This window comes from Myxococcus sp. CA056 (assembly GCF_013336715.1).
GTDB classification, from domain to species: Bacteria; Myxococcota; Myxococcia; order Myxococcales; family Myxococcaceae; genus Myxococcus; species Myxococcus llanfairpwllgwyngyllgogerychwyrndrobwllllantysiliogogogochensis.
Genome location: NZ_JABUMT010000001.1, coordinates 836674 through 860654, shown reverse-complemented (window position 1 = coordinate 860654; position 23981 = coordinate 836674). Strand labels below are relative to the sequence as shown.

The window sequence follows — 23981 nt, the reverse complement described above, 5'->3', positions numbered from 1 at the left end:
CTACTCGAACAGGCGGCTCGCCAGTCGCGCGAGCTTCCGGGCCTTGCCGGTGTACGGCGGGAAGAACAGGTTCGCCAGGGACGTGCGTCCCTGGCGCAGCACCGCGCGCTCGTGGCTGAAGGTCTTGAATCCCGTCTCGCCGTGGTACGCGCCCAGGCCGCTCGCGCCCACGCCGCCGAACGGCAGGTTCGGGTTCACGTTGTGCAACACCACCGCGTTGATGCACGTCCCGCCCGCGCTCGTCTCCTGGAGCAGCCGCTCCACCACCGCCTCGTCATGGCTGAAGACGTAGAGCGCCAGCGGCTTGCCGCCCGCGCGCACGTGCGTCACCACCTCGTCGAGCGACTCGAAGCGCAACACCGGCAACACCGGCCCGAAGATTTCCTCCTCCATCAACGGCGCATCCGGTGCCACGTCCGCCACCACCGTCGGCGCGATGAAGCGCGTCTCCGCGTCCACGCCGCCGCCGACAACCACTCGCGCTCCCGCCGCCACCGTGCGGTCCAGCAACCCGCGCACCCGCGCGAAGGCGCCGTCATCCACCATCCGGCAGAGGTCGGAGCTCGCGCGCCGCGCTTCCTCGGAGCGCCCGTAGAAGCGCTCCAGCGCCGCCTTCAGGGCCGCGAGAAAAGCCTCTTCCTTCGACGCATGAACCCAGACGTGGTCCGGGGCGATGCACGTCTGCCCGCCGTTGAGGAACTTGCCCCAGGCCACCCGCTCCGCCGCGGCTTCGATATCCGCTGATGCATCCACGATGGCCGGCGACTTGCCGCCCAGCTCCAGCGTCACGCTGGCCAGGTGCTTCGCCGCGGCCTCCATCACCCGCCGCCCCACGCGCGGCCCTCCGGTGAAGAAGAAGTGGTCGAACGGCAGCCGCAAGAGCGCCTCGCCCACCTCCGCGCCACCCTCCACCAGCGCCACCTCGTCCTCGGGGAACGTGTCGCGCACCAGCTCCGCCAGGAAGCGCGACGTGTTCGGCGTCTTGTCGCTGGGCTTGCACATGACGGTGTTGCCCGCCGCCACCGCGCCCACCAGCGGCATCAGCAGCAGGTTGAACGGGTAGTTCCATGGCGCCATCACCAGCACCACGCCGCGCGCCTCGTGACGCACGTGACTGGTCGTCCCGGTGAGCACCAGCGGCGTCGTCACCTTGCGCGGCTTCATCCACGCCTTGAGGTGCTTGCGCACGTGCTCCAGCTCCATCAGCACCGGGAGGATTTCCGTCGCCTCCACCTCCGCGGGCGGCTTGCGGAAGTCCGCGTGGATGGCGTCGGCGAGCGCCTGCCTCCGCTCGACGATGAGCGCCTTGAGCTTCTCCAGCTTCGCCAGCCGCTCGCCGGGGCCCCGCCGCGCCACGTCCCAGCGCCGGGCCCGCAGGCGGTCGAACGCCTCCTGCATGCCCCGGGGAATCAGCTCCTCCTCCTGCTTCACCACGCGCATCCCGGCTCCTCTGGCTGTGTGGGGCCTACTCCAACAGCCGGCTGGCGCGGGAGGCCCACTCCTGCGCCTTTCCGCGGTACGGCGGGAAGAACACCGCCGCCAGCGACTTCATCCATTGAACCGACACGGCGCGCTCGTGACTGAAGGTCCGGAAGCCGTAGACGCCGTGGTAGTGCCCCAGGCCGCTCATTCCCACCCCGCCGAAGGGCAGGTTCGGGTTCGCCACGTGGATGAGGACGTTGTTCACCACCGCCCCTCCGGAGGTCGTGTTGCGGAACACGTCCTCGATGGCCCGCTTGTCCTGGCTGAAGACGTAGAGCGCCAGCGGCTTCTCCCCACCCTGGATGTGCGCGTACACCTCGTCGCGCGAGCGGTACGTCATCACCGGCAACACCGGCCCGAAGATTTCCCCCTCCATGATGGCCATGTCCGCCGTCACGCCCGTCAGCACGGTGGGCGCCAGGTAGCGCGAGGGCCCGTCCGCCACCCCGCCCACCTCGACCTTGGCTCCCGCCGCCACCGTCCGGTCGACCAGGTCCTTCACCCGCCGCCACGCCGTCGCGTCCACCAGTCGCGAGAAGTCCGCGCTCGCCTGCCGCTCCGGCTCGGTGGCGCCGTAGAAGCGGGCGATGACCGCCTTGAGCGCGTCAATGAAGGCCTGCTGGCGGGACTCGTGAACGAAGACGTAGTCCGGGGCGACACAGGTCTGTCCGCCGTTGATGAACTTGCCCCACGCGAGCCGCTCCGCCGCGGCCCGCACGTCCGCCGTCTCGTCGACGATGGCCGGTGACTTGCCACCCAGTTCCAGCGTCACGCTGGCCAGGTGCTTCGCCGCGGCCTCCATCACCTTGCGGCCGATGCGCGGGTTGCCCGTGAAGAAGAAGTGGTCGAACGGCAGCTCCAGGAGCGCCTCCGCCGTCTCCGCGCCGCCCTCGAACAGCGCGACCTCGTTCTCCGGGAAGACGTCGCGCACCAGCCGCGAGAGGAAGCGCGCGGTGTGCGGTGTCTTCTCGCTGGGCTTGCAGATGACGGTGTTGCCCGCGGCGATGGCGGCGATGAGCGGCGCCATCAGGAGCTGGAAGGGATAGTTCCAGGGGGCCAGCACCAGCACCACGCCGCGCGCCTCGTAGCGCACGTGCGCGGAGGAGCCCGCGAGCAGCATCGGCGTGCCCACCCGCGTGGGCTTCATCCACGACGACAGGTGCTTCACCGTGTGGTTCAGCTCCTCCAGCGTCGGGTGGATTTCCGTCAGCTCCACCTCCAGCGCGGGTTTGCGGAAGTCCTGGTGGATGGCCTCCGCCAGCTCGTCGCGGCGGGCGATGATGGCCTCGCGCAACCGCTTGAGCCGGGCGATGCGCTCGGCCGTGGTGGTGCGGGACATCACCCAGCGATTCGCGCGCTGGGCCTGGAAGGCGGCCTGGATGCGCGCGAGGTCCGCGGAGGGCTTCGACTCGGTGGCGACGGGGACGAGCTCCAGCATGGTTGGCTCCTGGGGTGTGGTGACGTGTTTCAGCGGGACTCGAGCCCGCGCAAGAGGGTGGTGAGGGCCGCCGTCAGCTCGGCGGTGAAGTCGATTCGCAAGGGGGCCATGTGCGGTGACGCCAGGACTTCGCGCGCCACGGGCGCCACGTCCGCCATCTGCCGCAGGCCCGTCACCAGCGCGTGCAGATGCACGAGCACCCGGGGGCCTTCGCCCGGACGCAGGAAGTCCAGCCGCGCCTCCAGCAGCGCGCCGATGTGCAGCATGGCCTGCAGCAGCCGCTCCTTGAACCGGCGCGCCTGCTCCACGGACACGTTCTGCTCCAGCACCGTCTGCAGCATCGCCAGCAGCCGCGTGAGCGAAGTCTCCGCCTCCAACGACTGGGCCACCGAGCGGGCCAACCAGGGGCCCGTCCACGGCGCGTCCGGCTGACACAGCCGCGCATCCAGTCGGGCGAACCAGGAGAAGAGCAGGTCCTCCAGCAGCGCCAGGAACAGCGCCTCCTTGGTGGGGAAGTAGAGGAACACCGTCCCCTTGGCCAGGCCGGCCCGCTCCGCCACGTCCGCCATCTTCACCTCCGCGTAGGAGGTGGCCGCGTAGAGCGCCAGCGCTTCATCCAGGAGCAGCCGACGTCGCGCTTCCTTGTCCTCGTCCTTGCGCGCCCGCTGAGGCGCCGCCCGCTCCCCCTTCACCCCCGGATTGCTGACCATGGGTCATTGCTAGGTGACCCCGGGTCAGTCGTCAAGTGACTGGAGGTCAGTTTCCAGCGGCGGACAATGGGCTCCGACTGGAGGGCGGTAGGTATGTGTGTGAGGATGGCCTTCATGCGTCCCATCCAGGCGGAACTGCTGTCCGGCAGTGAGCTGTATCGGGAGGTGGTGCTGGAGAAGCTGCTCCACGCGCGCGAGTCGGTGTGGATTGCGACGGCGAACGTGAAGGCGATGTACGTGGAGTCGAAGGGGCGCTTCGTTCCGTTGGTGGAGGTGCTCGACGGACTGTCGGCGCGAGGGCTGTCGCTGCGGCTCTTGCACGCGGAGCTGCCGAGCCGTCCGTTCCGCGCGGCCTTCGACGAGCGGGCCCGGCTGGTGGCGGGGGGACTGGAGCTGAAGGTCTGCCCGCGCGTGCACTTCAAGGCGGTCGTCGTGGACGGGGCGTGGGCCTACCTGGGGAGCGCCAACCTCACGGGCGCGGGCCTGGGCGCGAAGGGCGACGCGGTGCGCAATTTCGAACTGGGGTTCGTGACGGAGGACTTCGACGTCATCGACCGGGTGACGGCGCTCTACGAGGCGGTGTGGAGTGGGGCCGAATGCAGGGGGTGCAAGCTGCGCGCGGTGTGCCCGGATCCAATAATCCCCGCACCCGCGAGGAGGGGCGAGATGCGAAGCTCGCGCGGCGCCGTGCAGCTCGGAAAGGCTCGCCGGCTCAAGCGACACACCTCGGAGTCCCGACGACGATGATGAAGCTCTATTTCGCCCAGCACACGCGCGCCACCCGCCCCCGCTGGTTGCTCGAGGAACTGGGCGTGCCCTACGAGCTGGTGCCGGTGGACCTGCTCCAGCGAGAGCACAAGAGCCCCGAGTACCTGCGCGTCCATCCCATGGGCTCCATGCCCGCGCTGGAGGATGACGGACACGCGGTCTTCGAGTCGGCCGCGATTCTCCTGCACGTCGCCGACAAGTTCCCGGACAAGGGCTTTGCTCCGGCGCTCGGCACCGTGGAGCGCGCCGAGTACTACCAGTGGATGATGTTCTGCATGGCCACCATGGAGCCGCCCCTGTCCGCGTACTCCGCGCACAGCCGCTTCCTGCCGGAGCACGAGCGCGTGCCCGCGGAGGCCGACCGGGGCAAGAAGCGCTTCACGGACATCGCCCGCATGTTGGAGGAGAAGCTCAAGGGGCGGCCGTTCCTGGTGGGCGAGCGCTTCACCGCGGCGGACGTGGTGATGGCATCCATCCTCAACTGGGGTGGGGGCATGGGGCTCTTGGAGGACTTCCCCGCCCTGCGCGCCTATGTGGAGCGGCAGATGGCCCGTCCCGCCGCGCAGCGCGCCCAGCAGTAGGACGGCTCCGTGCATCTACCCGTCGTACCCAGTCCCTCGGCCTCCGAGCTCGAAACCCATCTGCGGCTCAAGCGCAGGGGCTTCATCGTCTCCGCGGGCGTCCTGCTGCTCTCGCTGACCACGCATCCGCTGCTGTTCGGGGGCTTCGTCCCCGAGGTGGCGTTGATCCACGTGGGCTGGGCCGCCCTCCTCGTCGCATGTGCCCTGGCGGCGGGCTCGCGCTGGCTGCCGTCCCAGCGGGCCAGCACCGTGGGCGGCGTCTTCAGCCTGGCCGCGCTCGCGCTGGACATCCACTTCACCGGAGGGCTGGCGAGTCCGCTGTTCCCGCTGCTGTTCGCGATGCCGCTCATCATCGCCGTCTTCACGCCGGGCGATTTGGTGACGGTGTGGGCGTCCGTCGTCCTGACGCTGGTGGGCGTGGTGCTGGCGTCGTGGCTGTCGGGTGGCTCGGAGCGACAGCTCATTGGCCAGGTGACGGTCTTCCTCTTCATGGCCTGGATTTCGGTCTTCAGCGGGAAGCTGTTTCAACGCATGCGCGACGCGGAGCGCGAGGCCGTGCGGGAGCGGTTGGCGGTGCTGGAGCGGCTGGCGCGCAGTGAGCGGTTGAGGGCGGAAGCGGAGGTCAGTCGCGCGGAGACGGAGCGGCTGGCGCTGGTGGGGCGACTGGCGGCGGGCGTGGCGCACGAGGTGAACAACCCGCTGGCCTACGTGAAGTCCAACCTGGGCTACCTGGGTGACGTCGTCGAGGAGCCGACGCCGGACCTGGAGGAGATGCGGCGCGTGCTGGAGGAGACGCAGCAGGGGGTGCTGCGCATCCAGCAGATTGTCACCGACCTGCGCCGTTTCTCCCGGGACTCGGTGGAGACGGAGGAGGCGTGCGGCGTGGTCGATGCGCTGGACGAGGCGGAGCGGCTCGCGTCGGTGCGGCTGCGGAGCCTGGGGCAGGTGGTGCGGGAGCTGTCGCCGGAGCTGAGCCGCGTGAGGCTGGGGCAGCGACACCTGGTGCAGGTGGTGTTGAACCTGCTGCTCAACGCGGCGGACGCGGTGGACTCCGCGCAGCCTCCGCGCGTCGCGCGCATCGTCCTGCGAGCCCGTGCTGAAGCTGGAGGCGTGCGACTGGAGGTGGAGGACAACGGGCCGGGCATTCCGGAGGCCGCGTTGTCGCGCCTCTTCGAGCCCTTCTTCACCACCAAGGCCCCCGGCAAGGGCACCGGCCTGGGGCTGGCCCTGTGTCGCGAGTACCTGGCCCGCGTCGGTGGCACGCTGTCGGTGGCGAACCGTCCGGAGGGAGGCGCGTGCTTCACGCTGCACCTGCCGTCGGCGCCCCCGACTCCGGAGCACCGTCCAAGTCCGAGCTGAGCGCGCTCCTCGGCGCGGCTACTCGCCCGAGGAGCCGTCGCGGCGGGGCTCCGGTGCGGCGACGGCGGACTCGAGCACGGGACTCGCCTCGGCGGACGTCTTGCCCTGCTGCCGCTCGCGCCACGAACTGGGGGAGTCCCCCACCAGCTTGCGGAACAGGCTGCTGAAGTGCTGCAGCGACGCGCAGCCCACCTCCACCGCGACGGCGGTGAGCTTCATGTCCGTCTCCAGCAGGAGCGCCTGCGCCATGCGCACCTGCACGGCGTTCAGCTCCGCCTGGAAGGACGTCCCGGCTTCCTTCAGCCGGCGCTGGAGCGTGCGCTCGGACATGCCCATCTCCCGGGCCACGTCCGACAGGTTGATGTCCGGCAGCTTGCCGCGCATCGCCTGGTGCAGCTCGCGCAAGAGCGGCGACTGGCCGGTGGCCTCCGCTACCAGATCATTCAGCTTGGACAACAGCGGCGCCGCCCGGCCCTCCGGCTGGCCCAACCACGCGAGCGCGTTCGCCGGGTCGGTGAACACCTTGCTGGGATAGGCGCCCGTCAGCAGCGTGTAGAAGCCGCCCACCACCGCGCCCGCCACGCCCTCCGGACGCACCAGGGCCTGCCGCTGCACGGACGTGCTGAAGGACTTCTCGCGCGCTTGCATGTACTTCACCAGCACCGCGAAGGCCGCCGGGTCCGCCGCCTCCAGCCGGCGCGCGTCCACCAGCGACGCATGCGGCGCCGCGGGGGCCAGCTCCACGTCGAGCACATGCACCAGCCGGCGCACATGGCTCTCCGAGGGGCGCCCCCAGAGAATGAAGCCGCACAGGTCCGCCGAGGCGTACCAGTGCAGGAAGCCTTCCCCGACTAGGTAACGGCCGTGGGGGTCCCTGAAGTAATCGTCGACGCCGTCTGCCGATCGCACGGCTCGGCAGAATAGCGCTTCGCCACCTTGGCCACCCAGAAGGGATTGATGGGGGACAGGGAAGTCACCAGCTCCGGCCTGACCAGCGAGGCACCCGCCAGCTCCTGGGTCGTCCCCGGCAGCTCCCGCCAGGGCACCTGGGGCTTCACATGGTGGGCCTGGTGATAACCGGCATTGAAAAAGAACAGGTTGTACAGACGGGAGGTGGACGTGGTGCCCAGGGCCCCCCGCTGGGTGGAATCCGTCTCGAAGTGGGCCGCCAGGTTGAGCCAGTGGATGCAGACCTGCCCCACCAGCAGCACCCCCCACCACGCCAGCCCCAGGGCCGGCCGCCAGAGGATGACCGCCAGGATGCCCCCGTCCACGACGAGGAAGTCGAGGACGAGCTCCGTGCGCTGGTTTCGCTTCTTGGCCCACCGCCAGACGTTGGCCACCGCCTCGAACGGCCAGAACCACGGCGTCAGCGCCGAGCGCAGGCAATAACGCAGGGCGCCTTCACCCGGCCGCCGCTGGCCCCAGTCCCCCGGGCCGTCGTTGTACCGGTGATGGTTGAAGTGGTGGATGTAGTAGCCCCGGTAGGGGAACCCGCACGCCAGGCCCAGCGTCCGGGACACGACCCAGTTCACCAGCCGGGGGCGCGCCATGGACACGTGCATGTGGTTGTGCAGGACGGCGTAGTTCCAGAACAGCACCGCCCAGCCGACGGCGCACATGCCCACGCGACCCCAGAGGCCCAGGTGGTCCCAGCTCAACAGGAAGGAAGGGAACCACACCCACCACAGCGCGTGTACCGCGAGCTGCGGCAAGTCGAGAGCGGGGGCGGGGGAGGGGCGAGTCATGAAGCCCGAAGGTAGGCTCGCGCCTGCCTCGCCGCTTCATTCCATGCGCCAAGCGCTTGCGAAAACGCGCAACCTTCAGCGTCGTCCCCCTCAATCCGTTTCAACCCGGGTCCACCTCGCCCCGGTGCTGATTCCGCCCGCGCTCGCTGTCTTCCACGGATGCGGAATGGAAGCAGCGTATCGCGGGCGTGCTGCGGGTGCTCACGTCTCGAGTGCGTTGGCGACCTGTCCCAACAGCCGCAGCCGGGGCGCATCCAGCTTGCGCACGGTGCGCAAGAGGCGGCGCACCTCGGGACGCTCGCGGTACTCCGGAGGATCCTCGGCGAGCGTGGGCGCGCCTTCCACGCCAGACATGCCGAGCAGCACGTCCGACGAGCAGTTGAGAACCAGACACAGCTTCCTCAGCGTGCGGACGCTGGGGAGCATGTGACCGCGCTCCAGCCGCCCGTACACCTCGGTGGCGATTCCCACGCGCTCGGCCACGTCGGCCTGGGTGAGCTCCAGCCGCTGCCGCGCCGCGCGAACTGCATTTCCAATGATGGTGGCCAATCGTTGTTCCATGGCGTGCGGAAACCTGTCGAAAAGAGGGCTTCTCCCCCCGCGCCTTGGCGGAGAGGTACCGGAGAGAAGTGACTGCGAGTTCCTTGCCTCGTGGAACACAGACTACGGGTGGGGTCTGACATTCAGGTGCATCCGGAAGGGCGTGCGAAAGCGCTTGAAACCGGAGGCGTTTCGGAGCCTGTCGGGACACGTGTCCGAGGCCGCTCGCGGAGGGCTCTGGAAGTGGGGTGCGACGCGCTCGGAAGTCACCCCGCGGGCGGTGGACGCGGAAGTCGTCGGATGCCGCGGGAGGCCGAAAAATCGGCCCGCGGGAGATCAGCGCGCGATGCATGTGGATCAGCGCGGCGCGCGTGCGGGCGGCGCTTCACGCGGAGCGCTTTCCGGATGCGTCCGGCTCACCGTGGGCGTCGCTCCGGAGCGACGTCCGGTGCTCAACGTCACCCGACCCACGGCCGCACTCACGGTGCAGGTGTTCAGCGGGCCTGGCGCGTCCGTCGGCGAGCGATGAAAAGACGGTGTTCACCTCCGAGGCCGAAAAATCGGCCTGCGCGGCGTTGTCAATGGAGAGGCCGGGAGTTCACGGAAAAGCCCTGGTGTTTCCGTGGTTTACGAAGGTGGGACGTCTGACGTAGGGTGGGTGCCCCCCCGGTGGGTCGGGGGTGCACCGCGCTGCCTCGCGGGGAGGGCCGTTGAGGTCGTGAGCGACGAGCGTCCGGACGCGCTGCTCAAGAGCGCACTCGAGAAAATTGTCTACTTCGAGGCGCGCGCGGAGCAGTTGCTCAGCGAGCTGGGCTCGACGCGCGAGGAGATGGAGCACCTCAAGCGTGAGCTGACGGAGACGCATCAGCGGGAGCTGGAGCTGCGCCGTGAGGTGGCGGAGCTGGAGGTCCGCGCCGGGCGGTTCCAGGCGGAGCGCGAGGAGTCCGTGCGGCTCACGCAGGCGCTGCGGGGCGAGCGCGACCAGCTCATGGACCGGTTGCTGAACGCCAGTCGGTTGCGCACGTCGACGAAGGACGGCGACGACGAGGACGACGACCTGGGGTTCGACCTGGCGTCGTTCATCTCCCAGCTTCGCAGCGAGGCGCTGCTGCGCGGGGAGTCGGACCGCGTGGCCTCGACGCTCGTCAAGGTGCCCATGCGCGGGCCCGCCGTGCCGCTCTCCGAGGCCTCCGCCAAGGCACAGGCTGTCGCTGCCGCCGCTCCGAGCGCGCCGGCGCGGCCCGCGTTGCTGGAGCCCTTGCTGGAGGGGCTGTCTCCGGTGGCTCGCGAGGCCCAGCGCTTCCTCCATGCGGGGCGGCTCGGCGTCAGCCCGGCGCAGTTGGCGGAGCTGTCCGGACAGCGCGTGGGAGCCCCGACGGACGAGTCGCTGTTCGGGTTCTCCGTGCGCGAGCTGTCGGCGCCGGACGCCGCCGCGCGGATTCGTGCCGCCGAGCGACTGAAGGCGCTGTCCCAGCCGGCCGCTGCTCCGGCGCTGGCCAGTGCGCTGCACGCGGAGACGGACTCGGCGGCGCAGGTGGCGTTGCTCCAGGCGTTCGCGGCGCTGTGCCGGGAAGAGGGCGCGCAGGTGGTGTCGCCGCTGTTGTCCTCGCCAGTGCCGGAGGTGCGCATCGCGGCGCTCAAGGCGCTGTTGACGCTGGCGCCTCGGGACGCGGCGCCGCATCTGGCGCAGGCGATGAAGGACCCGGACCGCTCCGTGCGTCGCAGGGCCTCGCTGCTGGCGTTGGGGTTGGAGGGTGAGACGGCGCGGCGGCTGGGCGAGGAAGCCATCCACGACGCGGACTCGGAGGTGCGCTCGCTGGCGGCGCTCGCGTTGGGCGCTGGGAGCGGGGAGAACGCTCGCACGCTGTTGCTGGAGGCGCTGGGTGACCGCGAGCCGCGCGTGCGCAAGGCGGCGGCGCAGAGCCTGTCGCGCATCCTGGGCCACGACGTGTCCGCGGTGGTGTCGCTCGATGATACGCACCGGCGCCGCGAGATTCGCCGGCTGGCGACGCTGCCCGTCAAGCCCGTGCGCGCCCGGCTGGAGGATGCGGCTCGACCGATGGTCGCGCGGACCCTGGTTGTTCCGGCGCAGGCGGTGGCTTCCGCGCAGGTGACCTCCGCGGGCGTGGCTCCCGCTGGCGCCGCACACGGGATGGCCTTCGTGGGCGCGGTGCAGGGCGCGGGTGCCTCCGCCGCTTCGCCCCAGGCCGTGGTTGCCGTGGGCGCCCGGCAGGCCGCGGGTTCCGCCGCTTCGCCGCAGGCCGTGGTCTCGGCAGGCGCGCGACAGGTCTCCGCACCGGCCTTCGTGGGGCAGGGGGGCGCTCCGATGCATGCCGGTGGGCCTCCGCCTTCCGCGCCGCTGTCCCCCACCGCGCAGTCGGGTCAGCGCGCTCCGGGACAGTCGGCGGCGGGTACGCCCATGCAGCCGATGGCCCCGCCTGTCGCCGCGCCTCAGTCCGCCCGGCCCGTGGGTTCACCTCGACTTTCCCCCGTGCAGGCGGCATTGGTGGCCATGGGGGCTCCCGCGCCCGTGCCCGCCGCCGCTCCCGCGCAGCCCGCGCCGCGCGCCGCGGAAGCACGTCCCCCCTCGGGCCGCTCGGGTGCTTCTCCCGTCGAGGCCCTGTGTGCGCAGATGCTGATGGAGGTCCGCGTGGCGGTGCGCGGACGCTCGCTCGCCGAGCTGACGACCGCCCTGGGGGCCCCCGTGGAACTCGCCCAGGAAGCACTCACCCTGCTATCAGCCCGAGGCTCCGTGGTCCGAAGGGGACACAAATACTTCGCCGCTTGAGGCAAGGTATCCGTCCCGTACGTCTTTCGAAGGGTCGTTCATGGAAGCGCCGACATACAGCTCGAAGCAGGTGGCCGAGATGCTCGGCGTGTCTCCGAAGGCCATTCCGGAGGACGCGAGGAAGGACGTGTACACCCCGGACGACGTCTGGGACCTGCGCACCACCCTCAACCGCTTCCCGGACAAGATTGGCCACCGCCGGCAGCTGTTCCTGAACTTCAAGGGCGGCACCGGCAAGACGTCCCTGTCCACCTCGTACGCGTGGCGCATCGCGGAGCTGGGCTACTCGGTCCTCCTCATCGACCTGGACAGCCAGGGCCACGCCACCAAGTGCCTGGGCTACGAGGGCGAGGAGTTCGAGAAGACGCTGCTCGACGTGCTGGTGCGCAAGACGCCCCTGGTCCAGGTCATCCAGAAGTCCTCCCTGCCCAACCTGGACTTCGTCCCGTCCAACCTCAGCATGTCCACCATGGACCTCTCGCTGATGCCCATGGCCGGCCGCGAGTTCAAGCTGCGCAACGCCCTCAAGGACGTGGAGGCCCAGTACGACGTCGTCGTCTTCGACGCGCCCCCGTCCTTCGGCCTGCTCAACCTCAACGCGCTGATGGCGGCGAACGACTTGTTCGTCCCCGTGCTCGCGGACTTCCTCTCCTTCCACGGCCTCAAGCTGCTGTTCGAAACGGTGCAGAGCCTGGAGGAGGATTTGAACCACGTGCTCGACCACGTCTTCATCGTGGTCAACTCCTTCAACGCCACCTTCAAGCTGGCGAAGGAAGCGCTGGAAGCGCTCCAGACGCACTACCCGGAGTTCCTGCTGCCGACCATCATCCGGCAATGCACCAAGTTCGCGCAGGCCTCCAGCGAGGGGCGCCCCGTCTTCGTCGCGGACCCCACGTCGAAGGGCGCCAACGACATCCAGGCCATGATTGACAACGTCCTGCCGCGACTGGTCGCCGCGGCCGCCGCCGCCCCGAAGAAGGGCACCCAGCAGGCCGGCTGAGATTCGCCATGAAGAAAGCCTTCGAACAGAACGTGTCTCGCGCCAAGCCGCGCCTCCGCTTGGGCGCGTTCACCGGCGTCGCCGACCCGGGCGAGTCCGCTCCCTCCGAGCAGGAGCCCGCCGCCTCGGCCCCGCCCGAGCCTCCTTCCGCGGACCTGTCCGCCGAGGTCCGCGCCCGCATCGAGCGAGCCCGCGCCCCGCGCCCCACCGCCGCCGAGGCGATGGAGGTGGCGCTGGGCTCGCAGGAGGCGCCGCGCGCCCGGGAGCCGGTGTTCACCTCGCAGGCCTCCGAGCCCGTCACCTATGCGTCTCCGGAGCCGGAGTCGGCGCGCTTCGAGGACGAATCAGGCGAGGTGCCTGTCACCTTCGCGGCTCCTCCCGCCGTTGCGTTCCACCTGGACGGCTTCGCGGCCGGGCACTCTCAGGAGGCCCACTCCATGACGCAGGGCTCGTCACACGCTTCGCTCCCCCATGTCACCGCGATGGTCGCCGAGCCGGTGGCCCGCGTCGAAGCCCCGCCCCAGGAGATGGAGGTGCAGACGCCCGCGCCTCCGCGTGAGGAGCCGGTGGATGACTCCGAAGCGCGTCGCGAGCGACTGAAGGCACGCCTCAAGGCGGTGCGCGAGAATCCGCGTCCGGAGCCGCTCCCGGCCACGGTGGCCGAGGCGGGTCAGCGCGCGGTGGAGCGCATCACCCACCTCCAGGCGGAGCTGGTGAAGGTGAAGGCCGCCAACCTCTCGCTCACGCAGGAGCTGGAAGTGGCGCGCCGTCAGGCGGAGAAGGCCACCGAGGAAGCCCGGCTGCGCATGGACGAGGCGCGCCGGCTGTCTTCCGAGATGGAAGGCCGCGTGAAGCTGCTGGCGGACCTGGAGCGGGAGCTGGCCGCGCTGGAAGGTGAGCGCGACGAGGCGCTCTTGTCCCTCCAGGAGAACCGTCAGGCGCTCCAGGCCTCCGCGAAGGAGCACGAGGCGCTCGAGGAGGCGGTGTCTCGCGGCAAGCAGGCCCTGGTGGACAGCCTCGCCGAGGAGGAGCGGCTCGCAGGTGAGCTGGAGTCCGCCAAGGACGAGTCGACCTCGCTGCGCCGGGCGGTGGAAGCGCTCCAGGGCGAGCGGGACGTGCTGGCCCAGCAGGTGGCCTCGCTCACCGCGGAGCGGGCCGAGCTGCTCGAGGCGCGCAAGGCCCTGGAGTCCGTGCACCGCGCGCTGAGCCAGGCCGTCGCGCGCTGAAGTCGCTCCACCCGGGGCGCCCCCTTTCGGGCGCCCCAAGCGGGTCCCTACTTCCCGTCCTTCGCCACGCCGCGCGAAGGGCTCTTCAGGGCGGCGACCAGCTCCGGCTTGAGCGGCGGGCTGCGCAGTCCCTGCAACGACAGCTCCGCGAACTCCCCCTGCGAGGACTTGAGCCCGTTGAGGAACGCGACCAGTCGCTTCTCGCGGTCCGCCTTGTTCGGGTGCCGTGAGCCCAGGCGCGAGCCATCCGTCGTCTTGCGCAGCAGCACGATGTACTCGTCCGGGTCATAGCCGGCGGAGAGCATCATCTTCGCGGCGAGCAGGTCCGCCTCGTACTCCTGCTCCTTGTCGTTCCCGCTCTCCGCGAACTCGATGACCTTCTCCGTCAGGCTGCCGAGCAGCGCCGAGTCGCCGTCCAGGTCCAGGTTGCCGCCGCTGTCCGTCGACGCGATGAGCCCCCCGGCGCCCGGGATGCCGGCCTCCATCGTGACGGCCGTCTTGCAGAGGCTCACCTTGGCGGCGTTGTACTGCTTGATGGAGTGCTTGAGCACGACGTGGGCAATCTCGTGCGCGAGCACGCCCGCCAGTTGGCTCTCGTTGCCCAGCTCCGACAGCAGCTTCCGGGTGACGAAGACGTAGGCACCGGGTGTGGACACGGCGTTGAAGTTCTTGTCGTCGTTGAGCACGCCGAACGTCCACTCCAACGTGGGCCTCGCGGACTGCGCACCCAGGTTCTTCCCCACGACGTTGAGGTACTCGTGGAGGTCGTGCACCCCGGTGCCCTTCGCGCCGTCCGTCGGGGCCATCAACCCGCCACCCCCCTGCACCCAGTGGATGGCCATGGCACTGCCGATGGCGTACTCCTCCGTCACGGTGGGCTCCACGTCCAGCTTCTCGCAGGAGGCGCGCTCCTTCTTCGCCGCCGCCGAGTCGTTCACCACCGTCCCCGCCTTCTGGGCGACCTGCGCCCACGTCACCCCCTTGCACGACGAGGCCAGGAGGCCCAGGCCCGCCAGCGCCACCGTCCGCCAATGCGCGCGCATCACGTGCCCCCCTTCGACTTGCTCTTCGCCGCGCCCGACTTCGCCGTGGCCTCGGCGCCCACGACGGGGAACAGCCCCGCGTCCTTCACGTGCTTCGCGATGTCCGCGGTGGAGACGTCCTTGGCCTTCTTCTCCAGGCTCTGCAGTTGCGCCACCGCCTGCTTGTGGTCGCCGCCCTTCTTGTTGCCGTACTCGACGGCGCCGGGACTGAGCGCCTTCACCGCCGCGCCGCTGGCGACGAAGCCCGCGGGGTTCACCTGGCGCTTGCCCTTGTCCTCCACGACGAGCTCCATGTTGGGCGCGGTGGTGGACAGGTTCGACTGGAAGACGAAGCCCTTCTTCCCCGCCGCCGTCTTCACCTTGTGCCACTGCTTGTTCTTCGGGTCCGCGCCCTCCCACTTCACCTGCTCACCCGGCTGGAGGATGACCACCGCGTTCGCCGTGGGCGAGGGGCTCTCCATCACCCGTGTGTTCTTCGCCTTCACGTACAGCGAGCCCCCCACGGCCACCGCCGACGCGAGGCTCGGAAGGCCCAGTGCCAGCAGCGCCAGCATCAGGGCCACCCCGGCCGCGCTCGTTCTCATCGTCATCGCTCCGACTCCTTTCCCGCTCACTTGTCCAGGCTCGCCACGCCGTCGAAATCCGGCGGCGGCGCCTTCGCATACTTGTGACAACGCTCCAGCAACGCCTTCGTCGGTCCGTCGTCGGGGTCCTCTGTCCCCAGCTTCTCCAGCATCGACACGGCCTCGTCGAAGCGAGCCTCGCGATACACGGCCAGCGCCGCGTGGTAGCGCTCCACCGTCGCCCGCTTGCGCGCATCCAGGCCTCCCTTGAGCGAGAGCAACTCGTACACGGTGACGGCCTCCGTCTTCCCGGCCACCCGCACCCGGTCCAGCTCGCGCACCTCGATGTGCTCGCGCGCCAGCTCGTACGTGCGCGGGCCAATCATGATGACGGAGCCATACGCCTTGTTGGCGCCCTCCAGCCGCGCGGCCAGGTTCATCCCGTCGCCGATGGCCGTGTAGCTGAAGAGCTGCTCGCTGCCGAAGTTGCCCACGAAGTTCACCGCCGAGTTGACGCCGATGCGCGTGTAGACATCCGGCAGGCCCTTGGCGCTGAACTCCTCGCGCATCCGGTCCACCTCCGCCTTGGCCGCGAGCGCTCCCCGGCACGCGCGCACCGCATGGTCGTCCTGGCGCATGGGCGCGCCGAACAGACACACCACGGCGTCACCGATGTACTTGTCCAGGCACCCGCCCTCCTTCAACAGCACGCCACTCACCCGCGTCAGGTACGTGTTGAGGATGCGCACCAGGCTGCGCGGGTCCTCCTTGAAGCGTTCGCTGAAGGTGGAGAAGCCTCGGATGTCGCTGAAGAAGGCGCTGATTTCGACGTTCTCTCCGTCGAGCCTCGGCAGCTTGCGCTCCGAAATCATCTGCTCCACGAGCTTGGGCTCCATGAAGCGGCTGAACGCGGCGCGAACGAACTCCGTCTCCCGGTTGGCCACCAGGTGGTTGAACGCCACCGCCGTGACACTGGCCAGCAGCCCCGCCATGGACGGCAGCGCCGTCAGCACGTGCGTGCCCGAGGACAGGAATCGCCCCGTCACCAGGGACATGCCCAGCAGCAGCGCCACCGGCCACAGGATTTCCAGCGGCGTCCAGCGCGTCGTCATCAGCAACACAACGGAGACCAGCGCCACCAGCAACGTGAGCGTCAGGTCCACCGCCAGCGGCGTCCGGGTGATGAAGCGGCCATTGCCGAGCAGCGTCTCCAGCACCGCTGCCTGCTTCATGACGCCGGGCACCTCCGCCTGGAAGGACGTGGCCTTGATGTCGCTGAGTCCCAGCGCCGTGCCGCCGATGACCACCACCTTGCCCCGGAACGCCTCCGACGGAAGCTTCGAGGGCTGGCCCTTGTCCCGGTGTACCCAGCCGTCGAGCACGTCCAGCAGGGGCACCGTGTGGAAGCGCTCGTGCAGCTCGCCGCCGCCGTAATCAATCGCCGCGCCCCCGTCCGTGTCCACGGCGTAGGTCCGACTGCCCAGCCGCAGCTTGCGCCCGGACAGCGTCACCTCGCTGACGCCCAGCAGGCCCGCGGCCACTCGCACCGGCAGCGTCGGGTACGCGTTGACGCCGTCCGTGTACGCGAAGCGTGTGCGGCGCATGAAGCCGTCGGGGTCCGTCTCCGTGTCCACCAACCCGAAGCCATCCACCGCGCCCACGAGCACGGGGATGGGAGGCACGGGATGGCGCAGGGCGTGCGCGTGATTCCCGGCGGTCGACTCGGCCGTCTCACCATCGACGTCCCGACCATCCAGGGTCGCCAGGGTGAAGCCCCGCGTGCGCACGGGGAAGGCGAGGGTGCGCGCCATCTGCTCGGGCGTGACGGAGGCGACGGCGCTGTCCTTCGGCGCGTCCGCGAACCCGGCGCCCCCCTCTTCGGGGAAGGCTTCCGCGGCGCCCTCGTCCGGGAACGTCTCCTCGGCGTGCTCGGGCGGCAGCGCCTCCCGGGGAAGCGCCTCATCGGTGGAAGCCACGGGGGCGGCTGGGAGGGGCGCGAGCGGGGAGGCGGGGACCTGGTCGAAGTCCGCGCGCGGCAACGGCTGCGCGTTGGCGTTGGTGGAGACGCCCAGGAAGAACGGGATGCGTGTGTCGCGCAGCATCTGGGCGAAGGCCAGGTCCGTGGACTCGTCGGAGGAGCGCTCGTCCATCACCGCGTCGAACACGACGGCGCGCGCGCCCTCCGCCTCCAACTGCTCCACCACGCGGGCCCACAGGTTGCGGCTGTAGGGCCAGCTACCGAAGTTGAGCGCATAGCGCTCGTTGGCGCGGATGCCGTCCAGCGTCGACTGGTCGATGACCACCACCGACACGTGGGGAGACTTCCCGCGCCCGTCGGTGAACGTGGTGAGCGCCTGGTCGTACGCGCCGCGCTCCAGGTCGTCCAGCCAGCCGCCGCGCCACGCCAGCGCCGCCAGCGCGGTGGACAACACCGCCACGCCCAGCATCAACCGCCAGTGGTTGCGCCAGCGCAGCCGGATGATTTTCCAGGTCTCTCCCGCCACGGCCCCCTCTTGCGATGTGCGTGGGTCGTCACACTAACCCAGCACGCACTCGCGTCAGGCATCTCCCCGGCCGGAAGGACGCTGATAAAATCACGAATACATTGAATTCACATCCATGTGACGAGCGCACATGACGAGCCCACGAGTGCTCGCCCGGCGTCGGACGCACGCGCGCCCGGCTTATTCGCGCCGGTCTTCAGGCACGGGCCCAGGTGAGGGCCTTGGGCCCGTCGGGAGCGCGCGGCGCCCGTCAGAAGGACGAGCCCGGCTCCTGGAGGAAGCGCGTCTCCTCGGGCGTGGACGGCCGGCCCAGCGCATCATTGCGGTGCGGGAAGCGTCCGAAGCGCGCGATGACATCCAGGTGGCGCTTCGCGTAGTCGAGCGGTTCGTGGCTGCCGGAATGATGCAGCGTCAGCATCTCGAAGAGGGAGACCGACAGCCGCTGGTCGTAGAGCTCCTCGCTGTGTTCGAAGGGCAGGTAGATGAACCAGCGCCACACGGAGGGCAGCGTGAGGTCCAGGCCCCGCGCCAGCGCGTGACGCGCCACCGAGCGCGCCATGGCATCCGTGGCGAACGCGCGCGGCGTGCCCCGGAAGATGTTGCGGGGTAGCTGGTCCAGGAGCAGCACCAGGGCCAGGCTGCTGCGGGGTTCATTCCGCCAGGCGCTCAGTTCCCCGGCCGCCGCGCGCTCGTGGGCGTCCAGGAAGCGGTCCCGGCACTCCGCGTCGAAGGCCGCGTCGCGCCGGAACCACGCGGCGCGAGGACGAATGCAGGCCGGGTTGCGAGCCGGGTCCGCCGGTTGACCGAACCAGAAGTCGAGCACTTCCTCCGCGCTCACCATGTCGTTCCTCCCCAAAGGCTCGATAGAGCGCCCACCCGCCAACAGTCAACAGGGGTGGCGGGCGATGCGGGCCATCACCACCTTGCACCGAACACTGGCGCGCATCGCGCGTGGGAGAACGTCCAATGCACACCCCGTGGGAGCCCTCGACGCGAACCGTTCCGGGGCCGGTGAAGCGCGCCGCCCTCAACCCCACGCTGCGCACCGAGTCCGTCATCGCGCTGGGCGCCTTTGGCGCGCTCACGCTGGGCGCAGCGGTCCTGGGGGCACGACACAGCTCCGCCGACACCCGCTGGTACCGACACCTGCGCAAGCCTCCCTTCCAGCCCTCGCCCAAGGCCTTCGCGCCCGTGTGGACGGCGCTCTATGCCCTCATCGCCATCTCCGGCTGGCGGGTGTGGACGGCACCCGCGGGGCCCTCTCGCTCCCGGGCGCTGGGATGGTGGGGGGTGCAACTGGGCCTGAATGCCGCGTGGTCCTGGCTCTTCTTCGGTCGGCATCAGCCCCGACAGGCCCTGGCGGACAACGTGGCCCTGCTGGGCAGCATCGGTGCCTACATCGCCGCCACGCGCGAGGTGGACCGGCCCGCCGCGTGGCTGGTGGCGCCGTATCTGGCATGGGTGGGCTTCGCCAACGTCCTCAATGGCGAAATCGTCCGGCGCAATCCCCAGGCGGGGGCCTGAAGCCCGTCCGCTTGGAGGGCCCCGATGGGGGCGGATGAATTCGCCCGGAAATTCCTTCGGGAAGATGGCGGGGGGGCGGCGTTGAGTGGGGCAAGCCGCCATGGATGCCTTCGCCCTGCAAATACCCGTCGCACTCCCCCGCCGAGCACGGTCTCAGGGCTTGACGGGCACGGACAGGACGGTCCAGCCTGCACCCCACGTGGAAAGCAGGCCCCTCTCAACGCCGACCCTGGACAGCCGCTGGTTCGCGGCCTTCGCCCGGGAGCACGAGGCGGCGTTGCACGCCACGGCGCTCCGACTGTGCGGAAACGCGACGGACGCCAGGGACCTGGTCCAGGACACCTTCGAGCGCGGACTGCGCAACCTGGCCCGCTACCGCCCCGGCACGGACGGGCGCGCGTGGCTCTTCACCATCCTCCATCACCTCTTCATCGACCGGTGTCGTTCCCGGACGCGTGAGCGCCGCTCGGATGTGTCGGCGGAGGAGCTGGAGGAGCGCATCGCCGCGCCGGAGCCCGAGGCCGCGCCCGCATGGGCCGCCATTGGCCCCGAGCAATTGCGCGAGGCCCTGGAGCGCATCCCCGAGGAGTTCTCCACGGTGTACCGCCTCCATGCGTTGGAGGGGCGCCCCTACCAGGAAATCGCGGAGCGCCTGGGGATTCCCAAGGCCACCGTGGGCACGCGCCTCATCCGCGCGCGCCGCAAGCTGAAGGAGCTGTTGATGCCCGGTGGCACCGGCAAGGCGGAGACGCCATGAGCGCTCCGGAGCCCATGGACATCCACGACCAGGTGCATGCCTTCGCGGACGGCGAGCTGTCCGTGGAAGAGGCCGATGCGTTCCGCGAGCACCTGGGCACGTGCGAGACGTGTCAGGCGGACCTGGACGACATCCTCCAGCTCCAGGCGCTCGGGGGGCAGCTGGCGCAAGTGGACGCGAAGGCGGCCGTGAGTGGAGCCGTGGCGCCTGCGTCCCGTGTGGAGGCCGCGCCCGTGAGGGCCTTCCGTCCCGCGTGGAGCCGCCGTCGCAACTGGGTGGCCGCCGCCGCGCTGTCCGGCTCGCTGGCCGCCGTCTTCGCGGTGGTGGTGCTGCGCACCCGAAACACGGGGGGCGACGAGACGCAGTTGCTCGCCCTGGCGCCGACGCGCTCGATGGAGGCTCGACTGAGCTGGGTGGGCGCGAGCGCGCATCGGCCCTATGGCGTGCTGCGCTCCGGTGACGAGCGCCCCCGGGAGCTGGTGCCCCTCCAGATGTTGGCGAAGCTGGAGGCCGAAGGCGACCTGCAGGGCCTGGCGGTGGGACACCTGCTGCGCGGCGAGCGCGAGCAGGCGGCGGACTACCTGCAACGCGCGTCCTCGTCACCGGACGTGGACAGCGACAGGGCGGTGGTGGCGCTGACGAAGGGCGAGCTGGAGTCGGCCCTCATCCTCCTGGACGGCGTCCTGGAGAAGCACCCCCAGCACCCGCAGGCGCTGTGGAACCGCGCGCTGGTGCTGCACGAGCTGGGGCTGGACGCGCTGGCGGCGGAGGCCTTCGACGCGGTGGCGCTGCTCGGTGAGGTGGGCTGGGCGCAGGAGGCGAAGGAGCGCGCGGCGGTGCTGCGGCGTCAGCTCGACGGGCGACGGGGCGCGTGGGAGTCCGCGCAGCAGGCCGGCCGGGTGCTGGCCTTGGAAGGCACGCCCTTCCCCGACGAGGTGGCGCGCGCGGTGCCGGGCACGGCGCGCAACTGGTTCAACATCGCGGTGTGGACGGCCCCGTCCGCCGAGCGCGTGAGGGCCCTGCTGCCGCTCGCGCGGGTGCTGGATGCGCACTACGGCGGGGAGACGATGGCGCGCTACGCCGAGCGCGTGGCCACCCTCGACTTCCAGCGCCGCGCGCCGCTGGCCGCCCGGTTCCGCGACGTGCTGCTGGGGAAGTTCGATGGCGCGAAGCTGGCGCCGCTCGCGAAGGAGTTCGCCGGGTCCGCGCACCAGGACATCCTCCTGGGGTTGCTGCCCCTGGCGGGTGGCTTGCCGGCGCACCTGGACGTGTATGAGCAGGCGGCGAAGTCGCTCGGCGACGCGTGGCTGACGCTCAACGTGGAGCGCGAGCGCGCCCTGGCCGAGTATGCCCGGGGCGACCTGGCCGGCGCCGAGGCTCGGCTCCTGCGCGCGGTGTCGGCGTGCGAGAGCGCGAAGGCGGACTACCGCTGCGGCCAGCTGGAGCACCTGCTGGCGCACATCTACAAGGACGAGCACCGACTGGTGGAGTCGCGCGAGCATGCCCTGGCGGGCCTCCAGTGGGCGCGTCAGTCGCAGGAGTGGAAGCTCCAGGCGGACCTGCTGCTGGTGCTGGGCGACCTGGCGCGCTTCCGCAACGCCTTCGCCCTGACGCGTGCCTATCTGGGCGAGCAGGCCCTGCGTGACAGGAGCTGTTCCGCCCGGCGACATGTCCACGAGAGCCTGGCGTCCCTGCATGTCTTCGCGCTCCAGCCGAAAGCCGCGCGTGAGGAACTCCAGAAGGCGCCGAGCTGCGACGTGCCGTTCTTCCTCAACGGCGGCCTCGTGCTGGCGGACCTCGCTCGCCTGGACCCGAAGCCCGGGGACGTGGAGCAGGTGCGCGAGGGTCTGAAGAAGCTGGACGCCGCGGGCTGGCTGCGTCCGGGTGAGAAGGTCATCGCCACGCACATCGAGGGGCGCGCCGTCATCGGCTCGGACCGCGAGGCGGGCCGCGCGCTCCTGCGAAAGGCCATCGACGAGGGCGCGCGCTTGGGCTCGCAGGACCCGGTGGCCGCCAAGGCCCGCGCCTACAGCTATTCGTCCCTCATCCTGGATGCGGGCTCCACCGGCGACTGGGCGGGCGCGCTGACCCTCTTCGCGGAAGAGACGGGCGTCGCCGCCCCCACCCGCTGCGCGCTGGGCGTGGAGGTGCATGACGAGCGCACCCTGGTCGCCGCGCGCGGCCCGGCGGGCGAGCTGCTCGGCCATCAGGACGCGAGCCGCCGCTCGCCCGACTTCGACGTCGCCGCGCTGGTGCCTCCGGCGATGGCCTCCGCGCTGAAGCCCTGCGAGCACGTGCATGTGTTCGCGCGTTATCCGGTCCACGGTCAGGCGGGCCTGCTGCCGCCGGAGCTCGCCTGGAGCTACGACACGGGCCGGAAGCCCACGGCGCCTGGTGTGTCCGCGCCGCGCCCGCTGGTGGTCTACGACGTGGATGCCCCCGCCTCGCTGCGCCTGCCCCGGCTGCGCAGCTGGGAGCTGTCGGGGGGGCCGTCTGCGCGCCGAGTGGAGCTGACGGGCGCGGCCGCCACGCCGTCGCGCCTGCTGGCCGAGCTGGCCGAGGCCACCGAGGTGGAGATTCACGCGCACGGCCTGGTGAACCTGGGCGTGTCGGATGCATCGCTGCTGGTGATGGCGCCCGAGGCCGGTGGCCGCTACGCGCTCACCGCGGGCGAGGTGCGCAAGCAGAAGCTCAAGGGCGCGCCGGTGGTGTTGCTTGGCGCCTGCCAGGCCGCGAGGACGGCGCCGTACCTCCACGCGCCGTGGAGCCTTCCGGTGGCCTTCGCGGAGGCGGGCGCGCGCGCCGTCATCGCCTCACCCATCGACATCCCGGACGCCGAAGCCGGGCCCTTCTTCGCGCGGGTCATGGAGCGAATCCGCGCCGGCGCCAGCGCCGCCACCGCGCTCCGGGATGAACGCCTGCGCGAGCTGTCCGCGCGGCCCGACAGCTGGGTGAAGACAGTCGTCGTCTTCGAATAGCCCGGCCTCACCGCTTCACTTCACCACCGCCACACCAACACAGGCGACCTCGGCTCCCCAGGGCCGTGGACGCTCGACGTGTCACTTCACACCGAGGAACACACCATGAAGAATCTCCGCTCCGCGCTGCTCTGCATCCTCTCGCTGTCCACCGCCGCCTGCGGTGGTGACCCCTCCGACGTGTCGGCCTCCGAGGACCTCGCGGCCCTGGGCTCCACCGAGCAGCACGCGCTCCCCGTGCCTCCGCCGCTGTCCAACTACTGCCCGGGCACCATTCCCGGGACGCCGTACGCCATCCCCACCGCGCCCACGCCCCTGTCGAGCATCCCCACCGGCACGCCGCTGTATCCCCACAGCCCCTACCTGCTCAGCGCGCACACCGTCATCGTCACGGACCCGAGCAACTCGGGCGCCTTCTACGCGTTCGGTTTCGACGTGCGCGCCCACCGCATCATCTTCTGGGTGTCCGGCACCAATTCTGAGATTCGCCGGTTCAACACCCAGCTCGCCACGGACCTCACCGTGCAGGAGACGTCCACCGGCGTGGACATGGGCTTCACCTGGGGCACCAGCGGCCAGATTGGTGGCCCCCTCATCCCCCTGCCCGGTGTCCACGAGGGCGCGTGGAAGGTCGCGTACAACAACTGGTACCACCTCGACGCGTACCTGGTCAGCCCGCCCACGGGCCCTCTCGGCCTGGCTCAGTGACGCAGCTTCGAGGCGGGAGGCGGATTGAAGGCCAGCACGCCCGCGATGTAGCGCGCCTGCACCTCCGTGGTGCAGCGGACCTCCTGGATGCGCCCGCCCACCTTCACCCGCACGAGCCAACCGTCATTGTCGCGAGTCCAAGCAGCCGTTTCCGTCGTCATGTGCCTGCTCCTCTCGGGTTCATCCTCTGGCTCTCGGTAGAGCAGCCCGCGTGCCAGCGCCTGGGACCCGCGAATCCAGGCGATTGGCGCCCTGGGATGCGAA

21 protein-coding genes are annotated in these 23981 nt (G+C 70.4%); 10 read left to right on the top strand and 11 right to left on the bottom strand.

The window, feature by feature from the left end; genetic code table 11:
• From HUA76_RS03485 to HUA76_RS03475, 3 genes are read right to left on the bottom strand one after another with little or no spacing between them, the layout of a single operon-like run.
• On the bottom strand, positions 1–1440 hold the full coding sequence (locus HUA76_RS03485; RefSeq protein ID WP_174459983.1) for an aldehyde dehydrogenase family protein: 1440 nt from the start codon (positions 1438–1440) through the stop codon (positions 1–3).
• A gap of 25 nt (positions 1441–1465) precedes the next feature.
• The gene (locus HUA76_RS03480; protein WP_174459982.1) at positions 1466–2920 is read right to left on the bottom strand and encodes an aldehyde dehydrogenase family protein; all 1455 of its coding nucleotides are present in this window, start codon (positions 2918–2920) and stop codon (positions 1466–1468) included.
• A gap of 29 nt (positions 2921–2949) precedes the next feature.
• On the bottom strand, positions 2950–3630 hold the full coding sequence (locus HUA76_RS03475; protein ID WP_174459981.1) for a TetR/AcrR family transcriptional regulator: 681 nt from the start codon (positions 3628–3630) through the stop codon (positions 2950–2952).
• Positions 3631–3744: 114 nt separating this feature from the next.
• On the opposite strand from HUA76_RS03475, the gene HUA76_RS03470 reads away from it, so the two are divergent.
• From HUA76_RS03470 to HUA76_RS03460, 3 genes are read left to right on the top strand one after another with little or no spacing between them, the layout of a single operon-like run.
• Positions 3745–4377, top strand: a complete 633-nt coding sequence (locus HUA76_RS03470) for a phospholipase D-like domain-containing protein (RefSeq protein ID WP_174457478.1) — start codon at positions 3745–3747, stop codon at positions 4375–4377.
• Positions 4374–4979: a glutathione S-transferase family protein gene (locus HUA76_RS03465; RefSeq protein ID WP_141643421.1), complete on the top strand. Its 606-nt coding sequence runs from the start codon at positions 4374–4376 to the stop codon at positions 4977–4979. The genes HUA76_RS03470 and HUA76_RS03465 overlap by 4 nt, the downstream gene beginning before the upstream one ends.
• 9 nt (positions 4980–4988) lie before the next feature.
• Entirely contained in the window at positions 4989–6338 is a 1350-nt protein-coding gene (locus tag HUA76_RS03460) for an ATP-binding protein (protein ID WP_174459980.1), read from the top strand.
• 18 nt (positions 6339–6356) lie between these two features.
• Here HUA76_RS03460 and HUA76_RS03455 read toward each other — a convergent pair whose 3' ends face one another.
• The 3 genes from HUA76_RS03455 to HUA76_RS03445 form a co-directional block, all read right to left on the bottom strand.
• Positions 6357–7109, bottom strand: a complete 753-nt coding sequence (locus tag HUA76_RS03455; protein ID WP_371817332.1) for a helix-turn-helix transcriptional regulator — start codon at positions 7107–7109, stop codon at positions 6357–6359.
• A gap of 80 nt (positions 7110–7189) precedes the next feature.
• Positions 7190–8086: a fatty acid desaturase gene (locus tag HUA76_RS03450; protein ID WP_141643419.1), complete on the bottom strand. Its 897-nt coding sequence runs from the start codon at positions 8084–8086 to the stop codon at positions 7190–7192.
• Between the two features lie 201 nt (positions 8087–8287).
• Positions 8288–8647, bottom strand: a complete 360-nt coding sequence (locus HUA76_RS03445) for a helix-turn-helix transcriptional regulator (protein ID WP_141643418.1) — start codon at positions 8645–8647, stop codon at positions 8288–8290.
• Between the two features lie 697 nt (positions 8648–9344).
• Here HUA76_RS03445 and HUA76_RS03440 point away from each other — a divergent pair.
• Genes HUA76_RS03440 through HUA76_RS03430 form a run of 3 tightly spaced genes read left to right on the top strand, consistent with a single transcriptional unit; the run spans position 9345 to position 13640 of the window.
• A complete protein-coding gene (locus HUA76_RS03440; RefSeq protein WP_174459979.1) occupies positions 9345–11414 on the top strand; it encodes a HEAT repeat domain-containing protein in 2070 nt (689 codons plus the stop codon).
• 40 nt (positions 11415–11454) lie between these two features.
• Complete coding sequence (locus HUA76_RS03435) at positions 11455–12414, top strand: ParA family protein (RefSeq protein WP_141643416.1); 960 nt, start codon at positions 11455–11457, stop codon at positions 12412–12414.
• Between the two features lie 8 nt (positions 12415–12422).
• On the top strand, positions 12423–13640 hold the full coding sequence (locus tag HUA76_RS03430; protein ID WP_174459978.1) for an extensin-like protein: 1218 nt from the start codon (positions 12423–12425) through the stop codon (positions 13638–13640).
• Positions 13641–13687: 47 nt separating this feature from the next.
• Here HUA76_RS03430 and HUA76_RS03425 read toward each other — a convergent pair whose 3' ends face one another.
• The 4 genes from HUA76_RS03425 to HUA76_RS03410 form a co-directional block, all read right to left on the bottom strand.
• Positions 13688–14683, bottom strand: a complete 996-nt coding sequence (locus HUA76_RS03425) for a M48 family metalloprotease (protein ID WP_174459977.1) — start codon at positions 14681–14683, stop codon at positions 13688–13690.
• A complete protein-coding gene (locus HUA76_RS03420; RefSeq protein WP_174459976.1) occupies positions 14683–15273 on the bottom strand; it encodes an SH3 domain-containing protein in 591 nt (196 codons plus the stop codon). The genes HUA76_RS03425 and HUA76_RS03420 overlap by 1 nt, the downstream gene beginning before the upstream one ends.
• A gap of 20 nt (positions 15274–15293) precedes the next feature.
• Complete coding sequence (locus HUA76_RS03415) at positions 15294–17750, bottom strand: CHASE2 domain-containing protein (protein ID WP_174457472.1); 2457 nt, start codon at positions 17748–17750, stop codon at positions 15294–15296.
• A gap of 250 nt (positions 17751–18000) precedes the next feature.
• Complete coding sequence (locus tag HUA76_RS03410) at positions 18001–18591, bottom strand: DUF924 family protein (RefSeq protein ID WP_141649193.1); 591 nt, start codon at positions 18589–18591, stop codon at positions 18001–18003.
• Between the two features lie 125 nt (positions 18592–18716).
• On the opposite strand from HUA76_RS03410, the gene HUA76_RS03405 reads away from it, so the two are divergent.
• The 4 genes from HUA76_RS03405 (at position 18717) to HUA76_RS03390 (ending at position 23717) form a co-directional block, all read left to right on the top strand.
• Positions 18717–19274 (top strand): TspO/MBR family protein, encoded by a 558-nt coding sequence (locus HUA76_RS03405; RefSeq protein WP_141649192.1) that lies wholly within the window; start codon positions 18717–18719, stop codon positions 19272–19274.
• A 199-nt stretch (positions 19275–19473) separates the two neighbouring features.
• Entirely contained in the window at positions 19474–20031 is a 558-nt protein-coding gene (locus HUA76_RS03400; protein ID WP_246137869.1) for an RNA polymerase sigma factor, read from the top strand.
• The gene (locus HUA76_RS03395; RefSeq protein ID WP_174459975.1) at positions 20028–23009 is read left to right on the top strand and encodes a CHAT domain-containing protein; all 2982 of its coding nucleotides are present in this window, start codon (positions 20028–20030) and stop codon (positions 23007–23009) included. The genes HUA76_RS03400 and HUA76_RS03395 overlap by 4 nt, the downstream gene beginning before the upstream one ends.
• 105 nt (positions 23010–23114) lie before the next feature.
• A complete protein-coding gene (locus tag HUA76_RS03390) occupies positions 23115–23717 on the top strand; it encodes a hypothetical protein (protein WP_174457469.1) in 603 nt (200 codons plus the stop codon).
• Here the strand turns inward: HUA76_RS03390 and HUA76_RS03385 are convergent.
• The gene (locus HUA76_RS03385; RefSeq protein ID WP_174457468.1) at positions 23711–23878 is read right to left on the bottom strand and encodes a hypothetical protein; all 168 of its coding nucleotides are present in this window, start codon (positions 23876–23878) and stop codon (positions 23711–23713) included. The genes HUA76_RS03390 and HUA76_RS03385 overlap by 7 nt on opposite strands.
• Between the last annotated feature and the right edge of the window lie 103 nt (positions 23879–23981).